Annotated in this window: 31 protein-coding genes; 8 read left to right on the top strand and 23 right to left on the bottom strand. The window is 46.5% G+C overall.

The window, feature by feature from the left end; genetic code table 11:
• Positions 1 to 138 precede the first annotated feature (138 nt).
• Positions 139 to 702, top strand: coding sequence for a recombinase family protein (locus S7335_RS22960; RefSeq protein WP_006458222.1), 564 nt, complete (start codon positions 139 to 141; stop codon positions 700 to 702).
• A 69-nt stretch (positions 703 to 771) separates the two neighbouring features.
• On the opposite strand, the gene S7335_RS22955 is transcribed toward S7335_RS22960, so the two are convergent.
• The 5 genes from S7335_RS22955 to S7335_RS22935 form a co-directional block, all read right to left on the bottom strand.
• The gene (locus S7335_RS22955) at positions 772 to 2,967 is read right to left on the bottom strand and encodes an AAA family ATPase (protein ID WP_006458069.1); all 2,196 of its coding nucleotides are present in this window, start codon (positions 2,965 to 2,967) and stop codon (positions 772 to 774) included.
• Positions 2,964 to 3,503, bottom strand: a complete 540-nt coding sequence (locus S7335_RS22950; protein WP_006458263.1) for a hypothetical protein — start codon at positions 3,501 to 3,503, stop codon at positions 2,964 to 2,966. Before S7335_RS22950 ends, S7335_RS22955 begins: the two co-directional genes overlap by 4 nt.
• 494 nt (positions 3,504 to 3,997) lie before the next feature.
• Entirely contained in the window at positions 3,998 to 4,885 is an 888-nt protein-coding gene (locus S7335_RS22945) for a hypothetical protein (RefSeq protein ID WP_006458063.1), read from the bottom strand.
• A 248-nt stretch (positions 4,886 to 5,133) separates the two neighbouring features.
• A complete protein-coding gene (locus tag S7335_RS28140) occupies positions 5,134 to 5,421 on the bottom strand; it encodes a hypothetical protein (RefSeq protein WP_157620656.1) in 288 nt (95 codons plus the stop codon).
• 4 nt (positions 5,422 to 5,425) lie between these two features.
• A complete protein-coding gene (locus S7335_RS22935) occupies positions 5,426 to 6,508 on the bottom strand; it encodes a transposase (protein ID WP_038019365.1) in 1,083 nt (360 codons plus the stop codon).
• Positions 6,509 to 7,002: 494 nt separating this feature from the next.
• Between S7335_RS22935 and S7335_RS22930 the strand changes: the two genes are divergently transcribed.
• On the top strand, positions 7,003 to 7,413 hold the full coding sequence (locus S7335_RS22930) for a DUF2087 domain-containing protein (protein WP_038019553.1): 411 nt from the start codon (positions 7,003 to 7,005) through the stop codon (positions 7,411 to 7,413).
• Positions 7,406 to 7,945 (top strand): GNAT family N-acetyltransferase, encoded by a 540-nt coding sequence (locus S7335_RS22925; protein WP_038019552.1) that lies wholly within the window; start codon positions 7,406 to 7,408, stop codon positions 7,943 to 7,945. The genes S7335_RS22930 and S7335_RS22925 overlap by 8 nt, the downstream gene beginning before the upstream one ends.
• A 236-nt stretch (positions 7,946 to 8,181) precedes the next feature.
• On the opposite strand, the gene S7335_RS22920 is transcribed toward S7335_RS22925, so the two are convergent.
• The 7 genes from S7335_RS22920 to S7335_RS22890 all read right to left on the bottom strand — a co-directional run bounded on the left by S7335_RS22920 (position 8,182) and on the right by S7335_RS22890 (position 13,672).
• On the bottom strand, positions 8,182 to 8,613 hold the full coding sequence (locus S7335_RS22920; RefSeq protein WP_083785167.1) for a GNAT family N-acetyltransferase: 432 nt from the start codon (positions 8,611 to 8,613) through the stop codon (positions 8,182 to 8,184).
• A 124-nt stretch (positions 8,614 to 8,737) separates the two neighbouring features.
• Positions 8,738 to 10,381 (bottom strand): IS1182 family transposase, encoded by a 1,644-nt coding sequence (locus S7335_RS22915; RefSeq protein WP_006458160.1) that lies wholly within the window; start codon positions 10,379 to 10,381, stop codon positions 8,738 to 8,740.
• A gap of 300 nt (positions 10,382 to 10,681) precedes the next feature.
• Positions 10,682 to 11,047, bottom strand: a complete 366-nt coding sequence (locus S7335_RS22910; RefSeq protein WP_006458120.1) for a beta-lactamase hydrolase domain-containing protein — start codon at positions 11,045 to 11,047, stop codon at positions 10,682 to 10,684.
• A 100-nt stretch (positions 11,048 to 11,147) separates the two neighbouring features.
• Complete coding sequence (locus S7335_RS22905) at positions 11,148 to 11,555, bottom strand: helix-turn-helix transcriptional regulator (protein WP_006458189.1); 408 nt, start codon at positions 11,553 to 11,555, stop codon at positions 11,148 to 11,150.
• Positions 11,556 to 11,665: 110 nt separating this feature from the next.
• A complete protein-coding gene (locus S7335_RS22900; protein ID WP_006458182.1) occupies positions 11,666 to 12,352 on the bottom strand; it encodes a 4Fe-4S single cluster domain-containing protein in 687 nt (228 codons plus the stop codon).
• A 21-nt stretch (positions 12,353 to 12,373) separates the two neighbouring features.
• Positions 12,374 to 13,231 (bottom strand): fatty acid desaturase, encoded by an 858-nt coding sequence (locus S7335_RS22895; protein ID WP_038019550.1) that lies wholly within the window; start codon positions 13,229 to 13,231, stop codon positions 12,374 to 12,376.
• 96 nt (positions 13,232 to 13,327) lie between these two features.
• Positions 13,328 to 13,672 carry a hypothetical protein gene (locus tag S7335_RS22890; RefSeq protein WP_006458256.1) on the bottom strand — a complete coding sequence of 115 codons (345 nt, stop codon included), beginning with the start codon at positions 13,670 to 13,672 and terminating at the stop codon, positions 13,328 to 13,330.
• 144 nt (positions 13,673 to 13,816) lie between these two features.
• Between S7335_RS22890 and S7335_RS22885 the strand changes: the two genes are divergently transcribed.
• Positions 13,817 to 14,353 carry a hypothetical protein gene (locus tag S7335_RS22885; RefSeq protein ID WP_006458243.1) on the top strand — a complete coding sequence of 179 codons (537 nt, stop codon included), beginning with the start codon at positions 13,817 to 13,819 and terminating at the stop codon, positions 14,351 to 14,353.
• A gap of 52 nt (positions 14,354 to 14,405) precedes the next feature.
• Here S7335_RS22885 and S7335_RS29615 read toward each other — a convergent pair whose 3' ends face one another.
• The 11 genes from S7335_RS29615 to S7335_RS22835 form a co-directional block, all read right to left on the bottom strand.
• On the bottom strand, positions 14,406 to 14,690 hold the full coding sequence (locus S7335_RS29615; protein ID WP_071777050.1) for a DUF1830 domain-containing protein: 285 nt from the start codon (positions 14,688 to 14,690) through the stop codon (positions 14,406 to 14,408).
• 34 nt (positions 14,691 to 14,724) lie between these two features.
• A complete protein-coding gene (gene hemN, locus S7335_RS22880; protein ID WP_006458128.1) occupies positions 14,725 to 16,149 on the bottom strand; it encodes an oxygen-independent coproporphyrinogen III oxidase in 1,425 nt (474 codons plus the stop codon).
• 20 nt (positions 16,150 to 16,169) lie between these two features.
• Positions 16,170 to 16,928 carry a heme oxygenase (biliverdin-producing) gene (locus S7335_RS22875; protein WP_006458052.1) on the bottom strand — a complete coding sequence of 253 codons (759 nt, stop codon included), beginning with the start codon at positions 16,926 to 16,928 and terminating at the stop codon, positions 16,170 to 16,172.
• 208 nt (positions 16,929 to 17,136) lie between these two features.
• Positions 17,137 to 17,811, bottom strand: coding sequence for a heterocyst differentiation pentapeptide repeat protein HetL (gene hetL, locus S7335_RS22870; RefSeq protein WP_006458026.1), 675 nt, complete (start codon positions 17,809 to 17,811; stop codon positions 17,137 to 17,139).
• Positions 17,812 to 17,909: 98 nt separating this feature from the next.
• Positions 17,910 to 18,707, bottom strand: a complete 798-nt coding sequence (locus S7335_RS22865) for a radical SAM protein (RefSeq protein ID WP_006457896.1) — start codon at positions 18,705 to 18,707, stop codon at positions 17,910 to 17,912.
• The gene (locus S7335_RS22860; RefSeq protein WP_006457735.1) at positions 18,704 to 19,222 is read right to left on the bottom strand and encodes a DUF2202 domain-containing protein; all 519 of its coding nucleotides are present in this window, start codon (positions 19,220 to 19,222) and stop codon (positions 18,704 to 18,706) included. The genes S7335_RS22865 and S7335_RS22860 overlap by 4 nt, the downstream gene beginning before the upstream one ends.
• Before the next feature lie 106 nt (positions 19,223 to 19,328).
• Complete coding sequence (locus tag S7335_RS22855) at positions 19,329 to 19,853, bottom strand: DUF3122 domain-containing protein (RefSeq protein WP_006458395.1); 525 nt, start codon at positions 19,851 to 19,853, stop codon at positions 19,329 to 19,331.
• Between the two features lie 13 nt (positions 19,854 to 19,866).
• Complete coding sequence (locus S7335_RS22850; RefSeq protein ID WP_006458217.1) at positions 19,867 to 20,538, bottom strand: DUF3365 domain-containing protein; 672 nt, start codon at positions 20,536 to 20,538, stop codon at positions 19,867 to 19,869.
• Between the two features lie 15 nt (positions 20,539 to 20,553).
• Positions 20,554 to 20,874: a helix-turn-helix transcriptional regulator gene (locus S7335_RS22845; protein WP_050766042.1), complete on the bottom strand. Its 321-nt coding sequence runs from the start codon at positions 20,872 to 20,874 to the stop codon at positions 20,554 to 20,556.
• Positions 20,875 to 20,913: 39 nt separating this feature from the next.
• Positions 20,914 to 22,290: an NAD(P)/FAD-dependent oxidoreductase gene (locus S7335_RS22840; RefSeq protein WP_006458476.1), complete on the bottom strand. Its 1,377-nt coding sequence runs from the start codon at positions 22,288 to 22,290 to the stop codon at positions 20,914 to 20,916.
• A 131-nt stretch (positions 22,291 to 22,421) separates the two neighbouring features.
• A complete protein-coding gene (locus tag S7335_RS22835) occupies positions 22,422 to 22,892 on the bottom strand; it encodes a Dps family protein (RefSeq protein WP_369791697.1) in 471 nt (156 codons plus the stop codon).
• Between the two features lie 509 nt (positions 22,893 to 23,401).
• On the opposite strand from S7335_RS22835, the gene S7335_RS22830 reads away from it, so the two are divergent.
• The 4 genes from S7335_RS22830 (at position 23,402) to S7335_RS22815 (ending at position 25,591) form a co-directional block, all read left to right on the top strand.
• A complete protein-coding gene (locus tag S7335_RS22830; RefSeq protein WP_006457965.1) occupies positions 23,402 to 23,815 on the top strand; it encodes a DUF302 domain-containing protein in 414 nt (137 codons plus the stop codon).
• Positions 23,816 to 23,869: 54 nt separating this feature from the next.
• The gene (locus S7335_RS22825) at positions 23,870 to 24,082 is read left to right on the top strand and encodes a DUF2892 domain-containing protein (RefSeq protein WP_006458448.1); all 213 of its coding nucleotides are present in this window, start codon (positions 23,870 to 23,872) and stop codon (positions 24,080 to 24,082) included.
• Positions 24,083 to 24,158: 76 nt separating this feature from the next.
• Complete coding sequence (gene petC, locus S7335_RS22820) at positions 24,159 to 24,707, top strand: cytochrome b6-f complex iron-sulfur subunit (protein WP_006458422.1); 549 nt, start codon at positions 24,159 to 24,161, stop codon at positions 24,705 to 24,707.
• On the top strand, positions 24,698 to 25,591 hold the full coding sequence (locus tag S7335_RS22815; protein ID WP_038019546.1) for an ion channel: 894 nt from the start codon (positions 24,698 to 24,700) through the stop codon (positions 25,589 to 25,591). The genes petC and S7335_RS22815 overlap by 10 nt, the downstream gene beginning before the upstream one ends.
• Positions 25,592 to 25,782: the final 191 nt, after the last annotated feature.

Below are 25,782 nucleotides of genomic sequence, written 5' to 3'. Positions count from 1 at the left end.
GTGTCATCGCCACCGTTTGTAAGACAAATTGTGCAACACAAAGCAGTCAACGAGCTTTGGTCGTTTGCTTTGTCTTACAACTTGTTTCTTAATCTGTGTATCATAATTGAATGGTATTAGTGGGTTGTGAGACGAAATATGAAGGTTGGCTACGCTCGGGTCTCTACTTTTGAGCAGGATTTGGATTTGCAGCTTGATGCTCTAAATGAAGAGGGATGCGATCGCGTCTTCTGCGACCAGGGCGAAAGCGGAGCGAAGGCTCATCGCCCGGAGTGGAATAATTGCCTCGATCATTTGAGGGAAGGAGACGTGCTAGTTATTTGGAAGCTGGATCGCGCTAGTCGTTCGACAAAGCATTTAATTGAACTGGCCGAAGACTTAGATAAAAGAGGAGTTGAGCTGAAAAGTCTGAAAGAACAGATTGATACTGCTTCAGCGATGGGGAAATTCTTCTTTCGGATGACGGCATCGATCTCAGAGCTAGAGCGCGACATCATTCGTGAGCGCACCCTAGCAGGACTGGCGGCAGCTAGAGCGCGAGGACGTAAAGGCGGCAGAAAGAAAAGCATCACAGAAGGGCAGATGCTGGAGGCAAAGCGCCTTGCCGAAGCAGGTGAGCTGAGCATTACAGACATTTGCATGAAGGTTGGCATTAGTCGCGCTAGCTACTATCGCCTCGTCACTCCGGAGACGGCTTCCTAATGCATAGTGAGTCTTTAGCATCTCAATGTGGACTATTCTTTTTTGAGGGATTGTGCAAAAAACAATAAGTTATCGATCAGGGAAAAACCTATCAAGCCACTCTTCGCAATCCATTACATTTTTTGCATCAGGGCAGGATGTTTTAATCATTTTGGTCAGCTTATTCATATCAGGATCATCATATTCCTGGTCTAAATACCATGAATAGTAGTAGTCACTGAGCACGCTTGAAGGAGCTCTAATGTTGTTCTCTTCTATGATTGCCTCATTGAAATCTGAGATGCGAACAAGAAATCTTGACTGAACTCTTGCTATTAAAGCTTCAATCTCAGCATTTTCTTTTTCTTTCAAAGCGATTTGTTCTTGTTCCTCAGCTATTCTTCGTTGCTCTTCGGCTACTTTCTTCTGTTCCTGAGCCTCTAATTGTCTCTCTTCGGCTACTTTCTTCTGTTCCTGAGCCTCTAATTGTCTCTCTTCGGCTATTTTTTGTTGTTTGATAGCCTCTTCCTTTTGACGTTCCGCAATTTCTCGCTGCTCAATAGCCTCTGCTGAGGCTTTGGCTGTTTCTTGTGCTTGAAGCCACGCAAACAATGATAGTCCTAAAGCGACTATCGAAAATACACTAAGTCCAATTACGGCAAGCCATCGACGTCTTTTGGCTTGTTTCTGTTGGATATCATGCCAGTTGATACTAGCTTCAATATATTGATGTTCTAGATCACTTAATCCGCCAAGCTTCTTGAAAGCACTGCTATCCCTTAGAACTGATATTTGCCCCAATCTTGTTCCCCTGAGTAATTCACTTCTGGCTTTAGAATCGCTGTACTCCTCTCGAACCTTCTGCCATCGAAGAGTTTCATCTGCTATCCAATTTTTAAGGATAATTGCTTCTCGTTCTTCTTCTAACCAACGTCGTAATGAATCCCACGAGCTCAGTAAAATTTCATGAGAAAGCTCTACAGTCGCGTGCTGATGTCGATTGGAAGTATCACTGGACAGAAAGTCTTCCCTGCTAAAATATTCATAGCTGCTTACCAATAAGTTTTCATCGACGAATACTTTTAGAATTTTTTCTATGTATTCTCCGATAAATTCAGAACGGTAGGCTCGTCTACTAACAGCTTTACTTCCAGATTCAGTACTAATAATATTGACTAATCTCAAAAAAATCTGTTTGGTGGCAATCTGCTCCTCCTGATTTTGATTTTGATAGATTTGGTTAACTCGTTTTTGTAATGCCCCTCGAACTCCTTCGAGTTTATTATAAGTTGACCAATTGAGCGTTCGATCTTCAATGTTTGGATGAGCATCTGCTGCAAGCTCTAAACGCTCACTTTCCCAAAGTAAATCTAGGGTGTATTGTAGCAAGGGAAGATAGCCACTCTGCCCTTGAACATCTTTAATAATTTGCTCAACTAAGCCCTCTTCAAATATGACTCCATGTTTAGCTGCAGGTTGTTCGATCGCTTGCCGTAACTCATCAGGGTGCATATTTGTGACCAGATGGATGTTGTTCTGGTTTAAAATTTCACCTAGTGCTGGATAGGAACTAAACTGTTCCAAAAAGTCTGACCGCATGGCAAGCACAATTCTGACAGAACTAATCTGTGCTTCGGCAACCTCAACAATTCCGTCAATAAAACTCTGGCTAACTTCAGGATCACTGTAGTTAGTGAATAGTTCTTCAAATTGATCGATAAAGAATAACCAATGCTCATCGTCTTTCTTTAACTTATTGATAGTTTGCGAAAGGGTTTCAGCTCTTTGCTTACGAACAATGTTAACTGTAGACTCACTGAACTGATAATCTTTCTCCTCACTTAAAAAGCACCGATAAAGAGATTCAAAGGGATCTTTGCCAGGTGTAAAAATGAAATCATAAAATTTCATGGCTGGGAGTGAATTCTTGAACTCTGGAATCACTCCAGCTCTAACAACGGAGGACTTACCGCTTCCAGATGCCCCTAATACGAGGCTTAGGCTACTTTGATTCACGGCTTTAAGCAAGCGTCTAATTAAAGTATCTCGACCAAAGAAGCGTTCTCGATCAGAAAAGTTAAATCGTTTCAATCCTTTGTATGGAGAAGCGTTAATAAGCTCTCGTTGTGTTACCTTCTTAGTAGAAATTTGAACGATTTGTGTCTCGATCTGTGTTTCAACTTGTACTGGAGCAAAGGTAAGCGTGTTATCCCCATCGCCAAAATTAATGCCTTGGACGATATTTTCTTGTTTTTGAGATGGCTGCTCTGCTCCTGATTGGCTCATACTACTGGAATTCCCCAAACCTTAGCGATTAGCGACGCTACTTTCATTGTTGGCTCAGCTAGAGTTAAGACACCCTCTAAACCTTTTCTAAGGGTTGTGATCGTGTGTTTAACCAAGCTTTTATCTGGTTCAGTTTTCTTCAACTCTTCCTCCAGTTTCTCAACCTTTTCCCTAGCCATATCTTGTAGAAGTGGATTGATTTCTTTATTCTCAAGAATGGTCTGTTTGAAATCAGCTAATGCTTCTATTACCTGTCTTGTCTCTGCATTCTGGGTTGAGGCTTGATTAAAGTTTGGTGAAACGCTGACATTTCCCTCTTGACTCTGAATCGGTGAGAAGTTGAAAGCACTGTTCCCCTCGCCAAAGGTTAGGCCACTCACTGAATTTGACTGGACTTGCCTACTAGCAGAAGAATCACTACTGGTTGTACAAAGAAGGTCGGTTAGTGCAGCTAATAGTTCATTCCTCTCTGAAGACGTCAAAGATGCCATTGCTGGCCTCAGCATATTTAACACCATCTCGACTTGAGCAGACATTCTACAAGTGCCTCAACTTAAAAGTAAGTTTCTTCTTACTACTTTCGATTACGTTCTCTATTTCAATCGTAATCATGTTAGATATTGTAATATTCTCAGAATTCAAGTAATTGATTAACATATTAGGGGTTTGAGTAGTATCAGCCACTGTTGGCGAACTCTAAAATAGTACATAAGAACGCATCGAAAACCTTCGTTTTTGGGGCTGTGATACGCAAGTACTATCATAGAGTTTGCGATCAGTGTCTGAGCTGTTCGTTTTGCTTTCGCTCCTGTAACAGAACCTAAACGCAGCACCTCAACAAGATAAGCAAAGTTCCGTCCGAAAGTATGTAAGTTCTTCTAAGAAGAATTTATACTTTAGGGCTGTGATTGCAGCCCTAAAGTAGCAGTGCCATGTAGAAGTTGAATGCTATCCAGCTTCGAGAAATTGAGCTTCACACAAAGAATCCTAGGAATCAGTTACTGCTATAGGCCACATCTTGATCAATGCCCTAGAAGTCACCGTTAGTGCGAATCGTAGTCATCACATCTCCAAACTGACGCTTAGTTGAGTCAGCATCTTCAAATCTGTCAAAGGGTCGGACAGCAGCGTCAGTAACTCGCCATCGAGATTTCGTAAACGCATTTGAAAGCGCTACTCCGAAGGGCAACGAGAGTGCCCAATTCCTTAGGAATAGTGGATATTCGATTGCCGAGTTGGTATTGATGTCTAGGGCTCCTGCACCACAAGAGAATCCTGCATCTACCAAACCCTTCGCCAGATACTCGCTCTCACAGGCTGTAGTATAAAACATCCGCAGACGCTCATCGGCTTCTAAGTCGTCGAAGGCATTAACAATGTCGTCAACGTGATAGCTTCCCTTATGTGCAAGACTTTTTGTATAGCTCTCAGCACCATCTTCCGGTGCCATAGAAAAGAAGTAACCGTTATCTCTCTTAGAGCCGTGTCCATGCCAGATTAAGTCAATCTCTTCAACATCATCGTCAGATAGTACATCTTCAAAGAGTTTAATCAGTTTCGATAGAGTTGCAGTAGAGCCGGTGCATGGAATGATTTGGCTATATAGCTGAGATAGTACTCCTGTTGCGGCTGCGACACCTTGTCTTTCTACAAAACCGTACAACATTTCCATTACCTTCTTATCTTCTTTGAACTCATTAAATTCAGAGAAGATAATCAAAACTCTTTCACTAGTCCGAACGATGCGGTCTTCGCGTTTTTTCAAACTCACGCCATTAGATGACACACTCTCGGCAACAGTAGTGCCTTTATCAACGGCGTCTGTTACTATCCGAGTAGCATTCTGAACCCTGACTTGTCTGCGTTCTTTACGTTTCTCACGGCGTTCTTTACGTTTTGCTTTCTTAAACACTGGCATGTTTTGTTCTTCAGATTAAGCTTGCCTGTCTTTGAGTAGACAACCTCATTTAACCTTCCGCCAAAGGAGCTTAGTGGTACCCTTTAGGGTTATTTGTAGACCATAGGTAGTGCAAGCACAGCTACTTGCTCAAACAACTATTCGCCAAATCGGGGTATGGCCCAGACTTGTGCAAAATTTAGCCATAGGCTAATAGCACTGCGGTTAAAGACTCACAGCCATCAGAAATCGGCTTCTCAGAGAAAGTACTAACTGACGGGCAAAATAGTGCAATCACAGCCGATTTTTGCTTTGTCATATTTTGCTGGCGCAGTGTATATCGAAGATGTTGCATCAATAGAAAGCTGCCAGCAAATACAGTTTTTGACAGTCTCATTATCTAGACCTTTTTGAACATGCAGACAAATAGTGCAATCACAGCCGATTTTTGCTTTGTCATATTTTGCTGGCGCAGTGTATATCGAAGATGTTGCATCAATAGAAAGCTGCCAGCAAATACAGTTTTTGACAGTCTCATTATCCTGATTGGCTGACAAAAGTTTAATCAGGAACAAACTTAACGGTAATCACGCTGAAATCGAGCAAGCGCCCGGACTTCTTGTTGTGTTGTGGCCTAGAAGCCATCGCCGGTTGCGGATCAATGTGAGAGGTAAAACAAGCCTGTTTAATCACCTGCCAACCGTTGAGCAGAGCCGCCTTAGTCCACTCCAATCCGATGCGAAAGTAGCTGTTGCCTCTATCCCAGTGTGTGTCAATCCATCGCCTACGGCCTGATTGCACAACCGCTACGCCTTGAGCCGTGACGTAAAGCGTGGCTACTGCCAGAATAAACCATAAGCGAGAGAGGTCAGTGAGGCCTCGAATCTCAGAGCGTTGTAGATTCCAACCGGCGGACTGGTCGTCTAAAAATCCTTCCTCGATATCGAAGCGCAAGGCATATTCCATAAAGGTTTGCGGGCTAGTGGGCTGGTCGCTGACGACGGCCCAAAGTTCACCATTGATGTTGTTGCGCCCGATGATGACATGCACTGGGCCGTACTGTTCGTGACGATGGAGTCTGATGTGGTGGAAACATAGTGCCCGACCTCGTTCTAGGTGAAACGATTTAGGTTGACACCAGCCGGAACCGGGTCGCCAAATCCAGGTGTCACTTTTGATACGGATGCGGTAGTGCCAGCCGAGTTGTTTTATCAGCGTCATCGCACGGGTATGCACAAAGCCTCGGTCGGCCAACAGAATCATGTTTGCGTTTGAAGGCAAGTATTGCGTAGACTGCCTGAGCAGTTCTTCATAGGCTTCAAACGCAACAGAGGCACTGTTGTGTTCTAGAACTCGCCAAGCCAGAGGAATGGAGCGGCCTCGATACACCACGGCTAGCCGAATTAAGCAGTACTGCTCCCAAAACAGCGAGGTGTCTAAACAAAGATAAAGGCACTCGGCTTCCCAGGTCGCCAAGGCCGCTTGAATCAGCGGTTTGTACAATCGGTGGATGTTGATGCGGCTATTGCCTAACCAGCGACGCACCCGTCTTTGTTTACTCTGGGCGTAGAGACCGCGACAGGGCAAGTAGGTTGTCCACTTTGTCAGGCTGACGCTGCCGGTTTGAATCAGCGCAAACACCATCCAACAGCAGGTCGTTAGATGCGATAGATGTGCCCAGGGGCAATCTTGACCCAGCCAGGCTTTCAAGGCATCGTAGAGGCGGGAGTTTTTTTCACAGCGTTCCTTTGGTTTTGAGTTGCATCTAAATCTTAGAACGCTGGCTCCCCCTCGCAACCTTTGCGGCTCTCAAGTCCCTGTATGACAGCGATTCAACCTGGCTATTGCATCTTTTGTCAGCCAATCAGGTAGTAGGCCTGGTGCAAGCGTAGGTGTTACCAAGTGCAATAAGCTCGAAAGCATTGATACACAAGGGTTTTAGATTAGTCTATTTGTACTTGTTTTTTAGAGACAAGCTAGATTTTAGCTAAATTTTTAACGAGTCCTCGACGTTTCAGGCTTTGACCTAGTCCTTATTGCACTTCCTGACAGCCACGCTTGCACCATCCCTTACAGATAGTTATGCCGCAAGAAAGGAAATGTACAAGTCTGAGTAAGACTAGAGGGGAGAGAAATTCGTGATTGGAAGAGATCAGGTGAAGAAGATGCTGTCGAGGTTACTAAATGGCGGACTTCTCAACCGATTGCCTAAGAAGTTTTCTGATACAGAGTTGCTCATGGCATCAGCAGCATCGAGTTTTAGCGCGAAGCAACAATATTCTGAGCAGGAGGTCAATGACCATCTTGTAAATTGGCTTAGAGGATTTACCGACCCAACTGGATTAGATCATGTCACAGTAAGGCGTTGCTTAATTGACCTGAAATTTCTTCTCAGAAATCCATCAGGGTCTTCCTACTGGACGAACGAAGCGAAAATATCATCAGTCTTAGCATTAGAGGCTAGAAGCATTCATCCACGTGATGTCTTATCTGAAATACAACGTGAACGGGAAGCGAGAAAGCGAGTAGCACGAAACGATCATGAATAAATTAGCAGGTCTTACATTGAGTCTTCCTGGGTACTCAGTAAAGCTCCTCAGCCCAGAGGACGCGACAATGCTACAAAGCCTTTACGAACAATGCACGGAGTTTGCTCTTTTAACTGATGGTCAATCGCCCCCATCAACAGCAGCGCGTGACGAATTTGAGGCTCTGCCAGATGGAAAAACGACTCAAGACAAATATATTTTTGGTTTATTTGATAAGAACGACTTGATTGGGATGATCGAGTCGATTCGACACTATCCGGACAATCAAACATGGTGGCTGGGGTTGATGATGCTGAGTCCCGAGCAACGAGGTAAAGGATTGGGTTCAGAGCTTTATCAGGCGTTTGAAACCTGGGTAACAGCACAGGAAATCAAGCAAGTATCATTGTCTGTGGTTGAGGCTAACAAGCTAGGATTACAGTTCTGGAAAAGCTTGGGATTTGAGGTTGTCAAAAAAATGGAACCTCAACAGTTTGGTAATAAAACTCATGCAGTTTATGTAATGAGTCGTCCTGTAGCAACAACAGCATAGAGCAACGAAGGTGCAGACGGATTGAAATATCTACGTGTTTCTCAAAACGTACCAGCCGCCGCTCTCAACTCCACATGACGGCGCGTCTCATGATCTCTTTGACGTTTCAAGAAGGTAATATTGAGACATGATTTGAGACACACTTTTCACAGGGCCTCAAAAGGTATGCAATACGAGACATCGGGGATACGAGAAAATAGTTATTCCGTGATTATACAAACCGAGTTTATGTTCTGCTAGCTGACATTCGATTTTATGAATCTCCGTTCATCTTGGATGTATCCTCTTGCCTCATAAAAACGGTGGGCTGCTTCTCGATGGTCGCCGCTAGTAACTTCAATTCGTAAACAGTTATTTTCTTTGAACCACTTTTCCAAAGAAGATAGAAGCGCTGTTCCAACGCCGTGCTCTCGAAATTCTAATCCAACAACGAACACCGTTATCCGGCCCAAGCTTCCTGATTGATGCATGAGGGGAATGAGACTTCCCGCGATAAGTCCTGAAATTTTGTTCTCGTCTGATTCTGCAACAAGAAGTCTACAAAAATCAGATTTGTCATAGACGGTCGATTGCTCTCTGAAAATGTCTTCCGTAGTTCTATAGCCTAACTCAAGTAGCAATCGAATCAACTGATTACAATCGGATGGCTGAGCTGGTCGAATCTGCATTGAATAGTACCTACTTTACGCCAGGCTGGTTGAATTCTACTCAAGGCTTCTGCAAGTATCAGATGTCAATAGCTAACGGGGTTCGAGTAGTAATGGATGCTGTTGGCGAAGTCGAAACAGAAACTTAAGCACATGGCCTGAGCGCAGCGAATCGCGAAGTTCGGGTTTTTGCATGCGGAACGCCGTCAAGCCATCGCGCTATTCGCACGATGTTCATCGCCGCTGCTGTTAGCAGATGTTGTAAGTGTGTTTTGGCCAACCCGATGTAGCGTGTCTGTCTCATACCAAAGACGCGGACGCCTTGCGAGAGCGTCCCTTCAATTCCCGCTCTGACGTTGTAGCGTTTCTTCCACGTCTTGGTTGACTGCAATCGCCTATTGGCTTGAATAGCTTTATGTACAGCGTGAGGTCGTAGTGTGACTGACCTTGGTTCTGTTTTCCGCTTCGTGCACAAGCCCCGGTTTGGGCAAAGACGGCAATCTGTGCGGGAGAACTTGACCCGAATTGTATCGTTGTTCCAAGCGTCTTTAGCAGGCGTCCAGCCAATGCTTTTCTTTCCTTCCGGACAGACCATCTGCCGTTGCTTCCAGTTGATCTGAAAGTGGCTCAAATCATAGCCGTTATTAACTTTCCCCTGCCAGCTTACATCGGGTCGTACTGGACCAACGAGCTTAGTATCGAAAGCTTCAAGACTTTCAACTAAAAGCGAACCGTCTACATATCCTGCGTCTACTATGTGTTCTTTAGGCGAAAGCGCTTTACGACTCAAAGCTTCGTGAATAGGTTGAGTCTGGTCAGTATCTGAAAGATGTCCTTGTGTCGTTTCAACATGAGTGATTAGATGCACGCTCTTCTTATCGCAAGTTTCTGTCAGATGGACTTTGTAACCTGTCCAGGTAGTGCTGCGTTTGTTGCCGTATCTAGCTTGCGGGTCATAAGGCGAGTCGTAGCGCTGACCTGCTGGGGGCAAATCTTTCGCGGAGCGCAGTCGTACTTTACCTGCATCAACGAAGTACTGGTGAACCCATGTCTGTCTCAAAACTTCTACGGACGGAACTTGCCTGAGCCAATCAGGACCCTCTTCGTAGATGACGTTCAGCAATTGTATGCCGTCGCGTCCAACTGTCTCAGCATAGGTTTGGCGAGCTGGAATACCTTTTGGCAAACGATACTCTTCGATAGCGCGGCTGTAGCGGTCAAACCACTCACTGGGTATCCACGCTTGCAACCAATCAGGAGCAACAGTTGATAAGTCGTTGAGTGTTGCTCGCAGCGTTTCACCCACCCCCTCTAGTCGGTTCAGCGTGCGGATAGCGGCCAGAACATGGGTGGAGTCTGTTCTTTGTTTTTCGCCTGCTTTTAGCCAGCCCTTTTCTCTAAGACGTTCTAGCAAAAGATCGAGTATCTGCTCTTCTTGGCCGCCGCTCAGTAAACGAGTGCGAAACTCGCTGAGTACTGAGAAGTCAAAGCCAGGGTTGGCGAGCTTCAGGCCAAGCGCGTACTTCCAGTCAATTCGTGTCTTGACCGCTTCGGCAGCTTGCCGATCCGACAAGTCTTCTGCAAACTGCATCACAGAGACGAGAGCTAGCCGCCAAGGGCACTGGGCTGGTTGGCCGTGCGTTGGAAAGAGTGATGAGAAATTGCGATCGCTATAGATTGAACCCAGTTCGTCTCGTAGCGTCAGATAGCGGTTACCGTTAGGCAAAATTTGGCGAGCGATGCGAGCGGTCTCGGTAGGTACTAAACCAGCAGGCTGAACTTTCAACATAAACCCATTCCTCTCAGCGCTTCAGCATAGAGTACGGAAGTGATAGCTCGATTCTGACACGGACACCGCACTTCGACTTCGCCAACAGCATCCATTACTACTCAAACCCCTTAGCCCACCAAAAGCCACGTGTATATTCCGGTTTCTAAAAACGTTGGCGAAGCCTCTCCTACGGAGAATCGCGGACTGTCATTGAGATCGCGCTCTGTCATTTAGATCGCTGACTGTCGCCTTACATCACCAGTCTTACGGTGAGGCTGGTTAGTCTCTCTTAAATGTCAGCTAACACGACAACCTCTGTCATTTGGCCGCCGATGCCCTTGACGTTTGATACTGGTACGTTATCTCGTAAAAGAGAGAAAGTAAGATCGCCCGCAAGGAGCTTTTACAGTAGATTAACAGCGGTTTAGGAAGGCTATGCACCTGCTGAACCGCTGAGTCAATCACTGAAGGTGTTATCTCCGAGTATGTTATTGGCAAGTGAACGTAGGGTAAGCCCAAAGACTCTATCCGATGCTGATCTTCAGCGGTAGCTCCAGGTTCGGCGTAAGGACGTAGATTTATGACTGAGCGAAACCCTTGCGAGGCCAAAGACTCAAACTGGTTAGGGTCGGGCTGCCCTGCAACACTGATGAGATCGCTAATGTTGCGAATACTAAGACTCAAAAAACTTGCCTCCTCCTAAAATATTTATACAACTATATAGTAATATAATGCCTCAACCATGTCATCGGGACACATTACTTTTTTACTGAGCGTTTGCGCTTTAACTGCTCGGAGAAGCGGCTGCTAGCTCTTCGATTTGTTTGTTTTGCTCATTGAGCTGGATAGAAAGCGTTTCGCAGACAATTTCACAAAGCTGAAAAAAAGACTGATTCGCAATTTGATAATACGCTGAGACGCCGCGTGGTTCCCGTGAAACAATGCCAGCTTGAGCCAGTAGCTTTAAATGCTTCGATACGTTTGCTTGTCCAAGTCCTGTTTCCTCGATTATTTCAGTCACGTTGTGAGGACCTGACTTTAGAACACAGACAATTTGCAATCGACTAGGTTCAGACAGAACCTTGAAGAAGTTTGCAACCAATTCTAAGGACTCTAGTGAAAGCTGAGCCACTTTTGAGTCTGTCGATTTAGAGTTAGTGTGCTTACGTTTTAGGGTAGCTTTTCGTGGCATGGGGTACTTTTCTCAGAAAGATAAATTAGATCCCTCAGTCTCAACTATATTACCATATAAGAATCTAGGCTTGAGGTAGTGTAATTACCACTGCTATAACTGCGTACACGCTACTCGAACTGGTGACTGCGATAGCCTGTAACGAGTCGGCTTCCATCTTTGAACACATGCACTTCTACTTGGTCGCTAGCCCAGGTTATGCGATCTGCTAATGCTGGGTTAAATACATGCACCCGTTGATTACGAGAGGATACAGGTGAGCTCGGTTCATGAACGGCTAAAGAGTCAATGTAAGGCCCATCAATCAAAATATCGAGCTGATCTAATAGAGCCTGAGAATCCGTAGGGGCAGATTCTTTTTTCAGTTCTTCTAGAGTAAAGCCGCTAAAAGACATCACATTTAGCCCGTGCGCCTTAAGCTGACGAGAAACTGCGGCTAGGGCTGTGGCCTGCCAAAAGGGTTCGCCTCCAGAGAAGGTAATGCCTTCATTCTCAGGTTCATCGAGAACCCATTTCACCAGTTCATCGATAGAGAGTATTTGGTTTTCTTCAAAAGACCAGGACGCTGGATTAAAACAACTTGGACATTCTCTTAAGCAACCTTGTAACCAGACGACGGCGCGACGTCCTGGGCCATTCACCTCTGATCGGTGAATATAACCCATAATATTCAGATGATTGGGTGGTATGTCGGCAAGTTGCTCTAATGCCTGTTCAACTTTCATGATGACGTTCCTACTAAAAGAGGCAATTTGAGTGACAGATGTATCTTCAAAACCCTTATCCACAGTATTCACCGGAATTCTCCTGATAAAAAGTTATTTCACAGAGGATTTGATATGAGCTGGAATTTTGACTACTTTGTGAGCTAGACCCAGTGATTTGAGCAGCCAGATACTCCACCAAGTAACATCAATTTCCCACCATCGCCATCCAGCACGAGCCACATTGGGGTAGGCATGGTGGTTGTTATGCCAGCCTTCTCCGTAGGTAACAATAGCGGCCCACCAGAGGTTTCGAGAATTGTCTTTACTCTCAAAGGTACGATATCCCCACATGTGGGTAACAGAGTTAATGAACCAAGTACTGTGCCAAAGAAGCACTGTTCGCAGGAAAATGCCGTAAATAACAAAAGACCAACCACCCAAAGCATACAGGACTAGCCCAAGGGGAATTTGTAAAAAGATGAAGTAGCGATTGAGCCAGCGATAGAAGGGATCTTTGGCTAAGTCACGGGCATAGCGATGGTATTGGGTATAGTCAAAAAACTTGTCGTCGGGATATACCATCCACAGCATGTGGCTCCACCAAAAGCCTCGCTTGGCAGAATAGGGATCTTCTTGTTCATCTTCGGTATGGGCATGGTGTAGGCGATGGCCTGCGACCCAAAAGATAGGGCCACCCTGCAAGGCTAACGCGCCAATGAAGGCGATCGCATACTCTAACCATTTGGGAACTTGAAAACTGCGATGGCTGAGCAAACGGTGATATCCCAGGCAAATGCCAATACTGCCAAAAAACCAATGCAAGAACAACGCAATGCCCAGCGCAGGCCATGAGAAGAACCATGGCGAGAGCAGTGCAATAAGATGAACTAGGCTGAAAAAGAAGACAGCGATCCAATTAAGAGGGGAGTTGGGCACTGTCTGGGAGGGGGAAGTGGGAGTCGTGGTCATGCGCCTTTCGAATATAGCGGTTAATATCATTAAACTACTATATAGCGATATAATAACCAAAAGTCAATGACTTTCAGTCTTGTTATTTTGTTCTATTTAGCGCTCGGCTAATAGCGCTGATAGGTGCTCTGTGATTGCTGCCACAGCTTGAGATTCTTTGTTCTTCATGCCCAGAGCGGTGAGCAGCACGCCTAGTTCTACAGCATCGTCTGGTTGTAGAATGAGGCCCAATGATCGCGTCTCTTCAAGAACAGCTTTAAGATGGCTAGGCTGCTTCACGTCAAAATCCACATGCACAGCCGCCGGACTTTGGACACCATCTCTCACACTCCCTTCTATTCGAGCAACTTTATCGCCTGTAGCAGTGATGCTGGTAACATTGCTCATAATCGAAATATCGCCTGTATGCAGCGCTTGAGCGAGAAGTTTCTTCGTTGTCATGTCACGTTACTCCTATTGCTTAATAAATTGTCTCATCCTGAATATTGATCTTTGCAATAAATACAATTATATCGGCATTTAGTTATATAACGCTTAGAGATGATACATTTCAACATCTCTCTTCTTTGAGCCTTCCTAAAACTTATGAACCCCTCTGACTGGATAATTCAGCATCGCTTTGTAGACTTGCACACACCGTGGCTGAGGTTAATAGGTGAATACATAACAGACGATAAAGAACAAGCGTTGCAGTACTGGCACATAGAAAAAGCTGATTCGGTCGTTGTTTTGCCTATTCATCGGCAGCACATCCTGTTACCAATGCCCGTTTATCGGCCTGGCATCGGCAAAGCGACTTGGGATTTCCCCGGCGGACGTGTCCCTGACAACCATTCCCCTAGAACGGTTATCCCAAGTATTTTGCAGCGAGAACTCGGCATAGAACCCACAACAATGTCACACTTAATCCCGCTTAATTCAGTGGGGTGGCCGGTCAACAGCGCTTTCTCAAATCAACACCTCTACGGGTTTGTTGCCATGCTCGACTCATTTGCCGAGATTGACTCGGCGCTCATTGATCAACGAATTCCTGCGACTCAATCAGGCGTCCAAAAGCTGCGAGAACAACTCACCTGCTTACAATGCAGAGCTGTTTTATTGGAATGGTGGACGAATCAATAGTTAGCGCAATAAGTGTCTTTTATGGTCGGTTAATTGGGTTCATTCGACTAACTCAGTGTAAACACTTATTGCACGCTAGGGATTTGCACGGGAGTCGGCGAGAAAGAAGGGCACCCGGCACGTAACCGGTATAAATTTCTAGCTCAGCCTCGGAGGGTGTCTCAAAGAGAAGAGATTGATGGGGAGGTATAGCGCGTTCAAAGAAAAGATTGGGGATATTGACGATCCGAATGATTTGGAACTGACCGGTTTCATTTAGATAGTGGCAGAGGATTTGTTGAGCATGCTTGAAATCATAGAATTGGATAGGCCTTAATTGAATTTCCAAATAACTCATGGATTGTTTTTGTTCACTCAAAGCGTCTGTTGAATTAAACAGATTGGGAGAATTGACGATTTTTGAAAGTTTTGGGGCGAGAGACTGAGCGATCTCGCAAGTACACGTCAAAGACCGCTGCAATATTGCGAATCAACAATCGCCCGGAGGGTGTTACCTGAATATGATTCGGGGTGAGACTCACAAGCCCATCGGTGGATAACGCTTCTAAATCCTGTCGTTCGTGGGCAAAGTAGTCGTCAAAGTCCTGATCAAAACTGAGATGATATTTTTCCTCAAGGGCGGATTTTGACAGCTCAAATTGACACATGAGTTCCATAATTACCGCCCGTCTTAACCTATCGTCGTGACTCAGTACCAGTCCTCGCTTCAGAGGGAGCGTGTTCGCTGAAATCGATGCGGAAAAGTCTTTTAGTTGCTTGTGATTTTGAGTATAAATATGCTGAGCCATACTAATAGCCGTCATGCCAAAGGCAAACAGGTCTGCCTCTGGCTGAGTGGTGTACCCCTGAAAATTGCGATGAAGCCTACCTTCATTTTGCGCCAGCGTAAGTTCATCATTAGGCTTAGCAAAATGATCCATCCCAATAAACTGATAGCCCCCGGCGGTTAGCTCATCAATACTCATGTGCAAAATATCCAGTTTTTCAGCAGCGGCAGGCAGCGTCCGCTCATCGATGTGTTTGCGTTGGATCGGCAGCAAATGAGGCAGATAAGCAAAGTTAAAGATAGCAATACGATCTGGATTTAGCATCAACGTTTTGCGGATCGTATTGTGAAACGTCTCTAGGGTTTGATAGGGCAGACCATAGATGAAATCGACATTGACACTTTGAAAGCGCGCTTCTCGTATCCAGCTCATCACCTGAAAGAGCATTTCTTCCGACTGAGGGCGATTAATAGCGGTCTGTACCTGAGGATTAAAGTCTTGAATGCCAAAGCTAATACGATTAAAGCCGAGCAGTCGCAAACCCAACACGTAATCTCGGGTTAAATAGCGAGGACTGACCTCAATCGAGATTTCAGCATCATCGGCAAATGAGAAGCGCTTCTTCAGTTTCTGCATCAGCCGATGGGCCTGCTCTAGACTGAGATAGTTCGGTGTACCACCACCCCAGTGCATTTGGTTAACCACACGCTGAGGATCGCTTAGGGCAGCAACTTGTTCAATATTTCCTATTAAGGCAGCAAGGTAAGGATCTACCACAGCTTTGTTTTGGGTGATGATAGTGTTGCAACCACAAAAGTAGCAGGCACTGTTGCAAAAGGGGAGATGACAATAAAGGGAGATGGGAGTTTGTTGGTAGTTGCCAGTCGCCAAGGCGAGATTAAACTCTACCGGATCAAAGGTTTCAGTGAGTTCGGTCGCGGGTGGGTAGCTGGTGTAGCGAGGTAAGGGGCGGTTGTATTGGGTGATCAAATCAGCGTCAAATTCGACCGTTTGGGCTAAGGGGGACACAAGTGGTTTTATGGGCGATTTCATACTTCTTCTGCGGCAATGAGTTCGATGGAGGTTGCTCCCTGGCGGCGGTCTGTGCTGCCGGGCTTGTCTTGACGGGTAATTAAATCGAAGACGTGCTCGCCAACAGCCTCTTTTACAAGCGGTTCTAGTTCATGCATCACATTGCGATTCAGCTCGAAGGCAAGATTCGCTTCGTCAATAATTTTTTGGGCCATAGCTGCGTCAATCGGTAGTGCGTTTAGGGCATCGCGATATCGCCCTTTAATAGCTCGTCGCACTTCTACGGTGGGAATACCTTCAAATTCGTAGAATGCGGTACCTTCGCCTGCGGGTAGATCCAAAGCTGAGCGGATAATATTTTTCAGGGCCTGTCCGCCAGAGAGATCTCCCATATACCGGACATAAGCATGGGCAACCAGCAAGGCAGGATCGTGGTTTGCCACCTCGCAGATGCGCCCCACGTAGCGACTCCCTTCAGGAGAGGTTCTGACCTGATTACGCCAGTTCTCTCCATAATGAAAGGCGAGGTCTTTCTCTAACTGGGCGGTGCGCTCTAGGATTGGAAAGTAGAGCGGGCCAACGATGGGATCTTGCTGACGTGAGCGGATGTCTTCTTCTAGAGTGCTGTAGACAAAATATAAATTTGCGATCAGCTGACGGAGCGGTTCTCTCTCGAGAATACCTTTGAGGAAACACTTCATAAAGGCTGTGTTTTCGGCTAAGGTATGGGAGCGTTTTGTGCCTTCTCGTAGGGCTGAGGCTAGTTGGTAAGACATTATAAATACCTTGGAGTCAATGATTAGCAAGGTTTGTTGGAGTTCGTAATCGGATAAGCTGAGACTGTTGTGACAGGCCAGCAGTTGAATAGGCCAGAAAAGCCTTATTGTAATTCTATAAACATTATATAACTATACAGCTATTAAATGATTTTTCGGTTTGCGACTTCAGAAATGAGTCTAAAAAGTCCGCTGTTTGTTAGTCACGTTATGGATCTAAAAGCGTTCCGGTTAGGTCGGCACCCCTAAGATCGACCTCGCTCAAGTCCACGCCAGTTAGGTCGGCATAGCTGAGATCCGCGCCTTGCAAGTTCGCGCCGCTGAGCAGGGTCGGGAAGCCGCCAGGGTGAACGTCTTTTTTAAAGTTGGCTCGGCACAGCTTGGCATAAGAGAGATTGGCATTGCATAAAATAGCCCCGTTGAGATGCGCGTAGCTGAGGTCGGCATGGCTTAAATTTGCCTGACCCAAATCAGTCCGCTGATCGCTTGTTGAGCGCAAATCAGCGTCGCACAGCAAAGCACCAGAGAGATTGGCCTGGGCCAAATTAGCCCCACATAGGCTGGCTTTAACGAGATTCGCATGAGACAAGTTCGCGCCGGTTAAAATAGCCCCACTGAGGTCAGCTTCGCGAAGCTGGGCATCTTTTAAGCTGGCTGCGTGTAGGTCACTTCCCCACAGGAGAGATTCACTCAAATTGCTTTTCTCAAAATTAGCACCCGAAAAATGAGTTCGTCCCAAGCGTGACTGTCGTAAGTCAGATCCGCTAAAGTTGGCACCACAAAAGTTTAGCCCAATCAGCTCAATTTCGAGGAGCGTTAGGGCCGAAAAATCGCGCTCACCCGCGTTGTATTTTGATTGCAGTGTTTTGGCATCTATACCCATGTCTTTGAGCTTTCTGTTGTTGAATATTTTGCTATCGGATCTTCTACTATCTTGGCAGGGAGAATTTTAATCAGATCATAAGTGGCCAAGCGTGACTGTTAATGCTTAAAGCAAGGGTAACGGGTTGAAATGCCTGAATAGGTTTCAATTTCGGTAGCGAAGGCTTTGAGCGTTTCTGTACTCACGCATTTGAGTGATTGCAGGTGAGAAGGCTCTAATTCAAGAGTTTGGTTGCCTCTGGCGGCTAGCTGTCGAATGCGGGCTCTCGGGCGAGAAGGCGTATTGAGCTGCACTTCGTCGGGCATGAGTTGTTGCACCAGTTTGATGTATTGCTCGCGCTTAGGCGCATCCCATGGCGATAGCAGCATCGTTTGTAGCGCCAGCTCCCCTCGATAGCCTTCCGAAAAGTCTCTGATACCCGCAAAGATGGTGTCCCACGTCAGTCCTGCTACGGGTCGATTAACACCCTGCAACATCTGATCGGATCGGGCATCGAGTTTCACCGCTACCCGATCGGCTGATTGCAGTGCAGAACGAACCGATCTATCTCCTAACAAAGTGCCGTTGGTTAGTATAACAACGGGGCGATTGATCTGCGCTTTTGCGCAAGCAATGATGTCTGCTAAGTTTAGGGCCAGCGTGGGTTCTCCACTGCCACTGAGTGTGACAACATCAACAGTTGCCGGATCGATGCGTTTTAGCGATCGCTGAATATGGTCGGTGCTAACAAACACCTGACGTTGGATGGTTTGACGCTGAATGTTACCTAGCTGACAGTACACGCAGTTGAAAGGACAAGTGGAGATTGGGCCAATCGGATCGATGCCGAGCGATCGCCCATACCGCCATGAAGTGACGGGGCCATACACAGGATCAAAATCGGAAACAGGCGTCATAATAATTGGTGTCTCCTATTTCGGCGGTTGCCTTGACTGCCTTGACCATGTCCATGGTGCTGACCATGGTGCTGACCTTGCTGACGGCCTGAAGACAGCCGACGAGCACAGCGTTCAAAAGCGACTTTATGATTGTTTTGTGAAACCTGCTGTAATTGAGTAAAGGTCGCTCTCAAGTCAGGCTCTTCAACAAAGGTCAAGAATCTTTCGTACATTTGAGCGTCGGCGATTTCAGCTTCAATACCCATTTCGCAAGCAGCTGCGAGGGTTTCAGGCGCTTCTACATTGCCTGCAAAAGTGTCTTCAGGAATGGGTAAGCCGTACTGATTAAACAGTGACTGCCACCGTTGAACATGGCGATCTTCTGCTTGAACAATGTTACTAAAAGGCCGCACCGCACCAAATTTTTCAATGACTGCCTGATAGAATGCCCTAGCCCGATATTCGTCATTGATAGCCTCGGTCATGGCTTGCTGGGTTCTCTCATTAGGTGTCTCGTTGGCGCTGGTTGGCATAGTGGCTGCAATCGAAACTGCTCCTGCTGGTCTTCGTTGATGTTGGTTACCTTGTCTTCGTTGACGGTGATTACAGTGTTTTTTCTTCATGGTCTAAATAGTCCTGTTATAGCGTTTTCCACTCTTCTACTAAAGATGATGGCACCAGTATTTCTACAGGTTCAGATTGAGTTGTAGGTAAACTGAGTTTTAGGGGTAGGATCGGTTGAAGCTCAGAGATAATTGGCGCTAGGTCGTACTGGCCAACGTTGGGTTCCGGCGAGGCTTCATCAGTGAAAATTCTTGCCGATGCGTCATCCGCTGTTAGCACATTGCCAAGAGAGTTAGTGAGTACCAGCGGATGAGATCGGTCGATACTAGCAATACCTGGAAAAGCGACTAACCGAAGAAAAAGAACGGGATCTTTACCTGGACGAATGCGTTTAAAGGCAATAGCCTGCCAACTGTTACCATGTTGATCCTGTAGCGTCTGACGAGACTGATAGACAACTTGTCCAGGGGCTTCTTCTAACTGCCTGATAGCGGCTGTCGCGGGCAAAGCTGAGAGTGCTTCTACACCGCCTAGACAGAGGATTACAACGATGCCGCAAATGACAACCCTCAAAATAAGCTGACGTGCATTTTTCCACATGACATAAACTCCTTTATTCAGTCAGCGCTGATTGAACAGCTTCTTGAACATCGTCGGGAATAAAAACGGCATACATGCCGCGCAGATCACCTACGTTAAAGTCGAAGGCTAAATCTTGTGAATAGTTGTCTTTTACAAACTGAGGTCGATTGTCTTTTTGGCCATGACAAGCTAGACAGCTCGCTTCAACATTAATCCGCCGGTAGTAGCGAGTGCCCGCTTGATTGTCTAGCGTTTCGCGATCCCAAAAGCCCATAAGCTCGGGCGTTTGTTTAAACTTAGCCAAGGCCATTTTAGAGTGGAGGTTATCTGGCTTGTGTGCTGGGTTTCGGTATTTATTGGCGATCTGTTTTACCTGCCAGCCGTTCTCTTTACTGAGCGTTTGGGCCTGCATTCCGACTGGCTTGCAAACTTCTTTCATCGTCTCCATCGTTGGCGGTTCTGTCGCACCTTCTAGCGTAGAGGCCAAGCCTGAGCGGAGCGCATCTAAGTTTTCAATTTCTCCTACGGCCTTGGCGAGTTGTTCAACCGGGATAGTTGAGTTTGGTTGAGCTAAACTTGGCTGCGCGGCGGCGTTCGTAGGCCAGCTCACAGTCATGAGCAGTACTATCGCAATGCCCATCAGAGGTTGAAATAGCTTTGTAGATAGCTGTCTTGGCAATAAATTAAACAGTGTGTTGAACATAATGAGGTTTCTTTTCTAAAGAGATAACAATAGCGACTTGATGCAAGTTGAACAAAAATCTTTGTCAGTCACTCGATAGTACCGACAGAGCCCTACGCGGCGGCAGGCAACAACACCTGCCTGTTTGAGAGTCTTTAAATGCTTAGAAACATTGGGCTGGTTCAGATGAGTGCGATCGCATATTTCAGTCACGCTCCGCTCCTGTTGACAAATCGCAGAGATAATTCGCAAGCGACTAGCGTCACCTAGCAACTTGAACCGCTCAGCCACTCGCTCAAAGTGTTGCGCGTCAAAAACAGGAGCTATCAACAGTGAATTATCTACCACTGAATTCATAGATGTTTGATCAGAGGGTGTTTTCACGATCGACCGCCTCTATCCGTGGGTTGTATCAACAGTGATTTTCTCTTGATCTACTGAGGCCCTATTGGGCAACGTCACCGATAAGGGTTCGGACAAAGACTTCAGCATCTTTAGCCCGAACAACGTTCTTAGCCCTAGCTTCTCGAACCACGGCAGGCCGACCCCTGTACGCATCTTGACCATGAAGTACTCTTCAAAGGCTGCTTTTACCCACACAACCCATGGCCCCCTGACGGCATAGGAACGTTTTCGCTTTCCTGTTTTAAGATCGGCTAGCACAGGCGCGGCAATGTAGGCAATGCCAGTCTCGCCAAATTCTGCGAAGCAAAGCGCCTCCAGCGTAGGGACTTTCAGCGAATCTTTAATTACGCCTAGCTCCACAGCAATATTGTGAGCAACAGCCGTGGCCATCGCTTCGGCCATTTGTCCACTTTTAGGCAACCCAATGGGCACCTGAGTCTGATCGGGCTGGGCCATTTGGGTACTCACACCCGCTGCATAAATTTCAGGAAAGTCAGGATGGCGCTGGGTCGGCAAGATGGGAATAAACCCTTTTTCATCGCCTAGTCCGGGCACTTCTCTGATAAAGCCCGCACCCCGAAAGGCCGGTAAAATCATCGAGTATTTGAACGGGTAGATTCGTCCATCTCTTAAATGCACCGCCTGCTCGTCAACGGTGGTAATGGCCACATTTTCAACAACAGTGATATCTCTCTCCTGCATCAACTCAGCTGTGAGTCTGCGAGCGTGTTTCACGTTAGAGACGCCCAAATGACCTACATAAGGTTCGGGTGTGAGATAGGTAATAGAAACCTGATCGCGCAGTCCCTTGCGACGCAACTCATGGTCGGCCATGAGTGCAAATTCGTATGCAGGGCCAAAGCACCCTGCACCCGGTGCAGCGCCGATTACAATCGGCCCAGGATTTTCGAGGAAGCCTACCCAGGCTTGGCGGGCAGTGAGGGCATGGTCTGGCGTACAGATAGAGTGAGTGTAGCCACCGTGCGGGCCAAGCCCTGGAACGAGATCTAGGGCAAGAGATGCACCCGTGGCGATCGCTAAATAGTCATATTCAATCTCGGTGTCAGTTCCCGCCTCGCCTTCAACGGGCTCTCCTACGACAGTCAAACATCGCGTTTTCGGATCGAGCTTGACCACTTTACCGGGCATCCAGTTAAGGTGATGACGCTTTGCCAGCCGCGCTAAGTCTAATTGAACATGCGATAGCGGCTTAAGATTGAGCGCGACTTGAACCAGTCCGGGAATAAAAGTGAAATTTGGCTCGCTAGAAACTAGCGTGACCGTATGCTCTTTGGGTAGCAGGTAGCGCAACTCATAGGCTGCCGGAAGTCCGGCGAGTCCTGCTCCAACGACAACAATATTTGCCATGAGATTTATGAAAGCTCCTTTCTATTATTAAAGTCAGCTAACAAGCCTTGAATTTTAGCGGCTTGCACACTGAAACATTCGTATTTCTTCTGAAAACTCACCAGCCAAACCAAAATAGTGTTTGCTCGGCACTACTCTTCCAACAAACTTCTCAGCATCCACGCTGTTTTTTCATGCACCTGCATACGCTGGGTGAGTAAGTCTGCGGTCGGTTCGTCGTGAGTACGCTCCAGTGTTTGAAAAAGCGATCGCGCAGTACGAACAACCGCTTCTTGGCCTTCCACTAACTTACGGATCATGTCTTCAGCGTCCAGCACACCGACTTCTTCGCTGATTGAAGAGAGCTTGGCAAACTCATGATAGGTGCCTGGGGCTGGAAACCCTATAGATCTAATGCGTTCAGCGATTAAATCCACGGCCAAAGCCAGCTCGGTATACTGCTCTTCAAACATCAGATGCAGTGTCCGAAACATAGGGCCAGTGACATTCCAGTGAAAATTATGAGTCTTCAAGTACAGCGTATAAGTATCTGCCAGTAATCTAGAAAGACCTTGGGCAATCTCCTTACGATCCTGTTCTTCAATACCAATATCGATGGACATAGTCTGCATAACGTAAATCTCCTATTCGGCGGATAGAGTTGAGTGAGCTTTTAGCTCAGAGCCAGAACATTCCTTGGAGCATCCAACCGTTCTAGCTCAACAATTTGCAGAAAGTATGAGGAAGCACTGTCAGTTTTTACAGCGAAAGAATTGCAGTCGCCCTTATCTTTCAAGTCTATTTGAGCGTTCCTTTTTACAATACTACTAAATAGTAATATAGCAATTAAAATAAAAATGCTAGCCGCAGGGCGTATGTAAACAGCTCACAGAAACAGGCACAATTAGGCTCTGGCCGTGCAATATACAGATTGCTTAGGCCATTGGATGCGGTTAATAAGCTCTCATAGAGAAAAATCTATGAAATATTAATCTTGAGAGATTTATTCAAAACTGCGCCTATTAATTACTATCTGGTTATACAATCAAATTAGCTTAAAGATTTGTGATGTTTCGATTTTCTCCGATACAAGTCGTACACACAACTTCTACACAACTAGGAGCTATTAAAGATGTATCACTTTAGTAAGGTTGTAGATGTCTCGTTTGAAGAGGCAATCACCCAAGTAACAGAATCGCTGAAACAAGAAGGGCTTGGCATCTTAACTGAGATTGACGTTCAGGCTGCTTTCAAAAAGAAGCTAGGCAAGGATTTTCGCAACTACAAAATTCTTGGGGCCTGCCACCCCGGAATTGCCTACAGCATGATTCAAGAGGATGACAAAGCCGGAGCACTGTATCCCTGCAATGTTGTTGTGCAAGAACATGAGGATGGCAGAGTTGAAGTCTCGGCGGTCGATCCGCTGATGATGTTCTTGATGGTACACAGCCCAGAGGCGAAGGCGATCGCGCTCGAAGCCAGCGAAAAAATGCAGGCTGTTATTGAGCGATTGCCTGCTGCTGTGCCGATGGCCGTGGCTGCTTAGTTGTTTCCATTTTCACATAACACAATTCTATCTAACCTTTGGAGGGTTAACGCTATGTCTAGCAATGTAGGTACTGTAGACCGCTTTCTTCGCATTCTTGCCGGGAGTGTACTGCTGTATTTGGGTGTGATTGTCTATGCCGGTTCTAATGTAGGACTCACCCTAGATGTGGTGGGTACCATTGCGCTTCTCACTGGCATTATCGGCTTTTGCGGACTGTATAAACTGCTGGGAATTAATACTCGCCCAACAGATTCTCTTTCATGATCAACCTTTCATAATCAATATGCTGAGCTGGCAAAGAGATGCCAGCTCTAGCCGACACTAAGGAGGTTTTATACCAATGGATCAAGCACTTCCGTCCGATAATCTCTCGCCCGATATTCCGTCGCTCTCTAGACGGCAACTGCTCAACTTTTTAACTGGCGCAGCCGTCGCTGTCACCGCAGGTGGCGCACTCTACCCGGTGGGTAAATTCTTTGTGCCGCCCAAAGAGGTGTCAGAAGGCGGTGGTATTTTAGCTAAAGACAGATTGGGTAATCCGATTCCGGCCAGTCAAATTTTGACAGAGCCACCTGGTTCGCGCGCCCTAGTCGCTGGGCTGGCTGGAGAACCCACTTACATGACTGTGAATGAAGACGGTACTCTAAGCGATAGAGGAATTGTTGATAACTGCACGCATTTAGGCTGCACCTTTCCCTGGAATCCAAGAGATCAACAATTCCAATGTCCCTGTCACGGCTCTCTCTACGACCCAGATGGAAGTGTCGTTAGAGGGCCAGCCCCTTTGCCCTTGAAGATTGTTCATGTCGCGGTAAAAGAGGACGCCATTTGGCTCTATCCCTGGACTGAAACAGATCCTAGAACAAACCAGAAACCTTGGTGGGTTTAAACCAAAAACCGAAACAGCGACAGAAGCTCGTCACCTCTAACGGTATTGTACGCCTTCCCCACTCCAGCATTTGGTACAAGTATTGGCGCGACCCCTACCACCTATTGCTGACGATTCCCTGGTCAGGGTTTGTGGCCCTCATTGTCTGTTTATATGCGGCCCTAAATACCTTTTTCGCACTGATTTACTTAATCGGTGGAGCAGATGGAATCGTCAATGCGCGGCCTCATTCCTTCTGGGACGCATTCTTTTTCAGCGTTCAAACCCTTGCCTCTATTGGTTACGGCACAATGTATCCCAATACGCCGTTTACCAATACGGTAGTTGCAGTCGAGGTGTTGATTGGGCTAATCGGAGTGGCGATTGTAACCGGGCTTGCTTTCGCCAGATTTTCTCGCTCCACTGCGCGGATTATGTTTAGCCGAGTAGCTGTGGTGGCCCCCTATAATGGCTCACCTGCGCTGATGTTTCGGGTCGCCAATCAACGAGGAAATCAGATCGTTGAGGCACAAATGAGAGTGTATTTACTACGAGATGAAGTGAGCTTAGAAGGTCAGTTCATTCGTCGGCTATATCCACTGACATTGCTGCGCGCACAAACGCCCGATTTTTCATTGACATGGATGGCTATTCACCCGATTAATGCCACCAGTCCCCTGCAAGGACAGACGCCTGAATCGTTAGTTCAGCTACGTGCTCAGATTGTTGTTTCTTTAGGCGGCATTGACGAGACCGTGGCGCAGGCGGTTCACGCTAGGCATTTGTTTAATGCAGAAGATATTTTGTGGAACTATCGCTTGGTGGATATTATCCGCGATACCGCTGGAGGCGATCGCTACATCGACTTTACTCATTTCCACTCTGTTACAGGCGTAGCAGAGTGAAACCTAAGCTGTTGTCTTAGCATTTATTTGCACTTCACAAGTTCCACATTTTTGACCGCAAAAATCATAGATGGGAGTTCCCGTTCTCTTCTTTGGTTGACTCCCTTCAACCGTATTTAACCGCTTTCTTTTGCTACCTACACAAGCGGTCTGCAAAAACCGAAAAAATTACTAAATCTCGGAGGTTCTAC

It is taken from the genome of Synechococcus sp. PCC 7335, from assembly GCF_000155595.1.
GTDB lineage: Bacteria > Cyanobacteriota > Cyanobacteriia > Phormidesmidales > Phormidesmidaceae > Phormidesmis.
Note: the sequence above shows the minus strand (reverse complement) of the source record. Positions and strands in the feature narration are given on the sequence as shown.